A 338-nucleotide genomic window follows, 5' to 3' on the forward strand; every position below is an offset into this window, starting at 1 on the left:
AAGTGCCCGACGTGCTTCCTCGGTGATCGTGTAAACCGCTTGCCGCTGGGCGCCCCGATTTTGGTGATCCACCCGGTAGCCCTGATAATGCCGCCTGACGAAGCCGGCGCGAACCAACTCGGAAACGGCGCGGCTGACTTTTGTGCGGCCGGACTGACGAACCCGCTTGCGAACCTGAGCGTCGACGATCCTGTTTGCCGCCACCGGATCGACCGGAAGGGCACACTTAGCCTCAAGGTCTTGTCGCACCTTGTCTGCGATCGCGAGACGACGGGGGTCGCGCTGAGCGACGGGAACCAGTGCGTCGCATAGCCAATCCCGGACGGGAATCCGGCGGT

At 63.9% G+C, this 338-nt stretch carries 1 protein-coding gene; it reads left to right on the forward strand.

The annotated features are described in order from the left end of the window. A partial coding sequence (locus CVH10_RS26710) for a hypothetical protein (protein WP_219924830.1) occupies positions 1 to 312 on the forward strand: 312 nt, incomplete at its 5' end. Positions 313 to 338 lie beyond the last annotated feature (26 nt).

Source organism: Halomonas sp. ND22Bw, assembly GCF_003011945.1.
GTDB classification, from domain to species: Bacteria; Pseudomonadota; Gammaproteobacteria; order Pseudomonadales; family Halomonadaceae; genus Halomonas; species Halomonas halophila.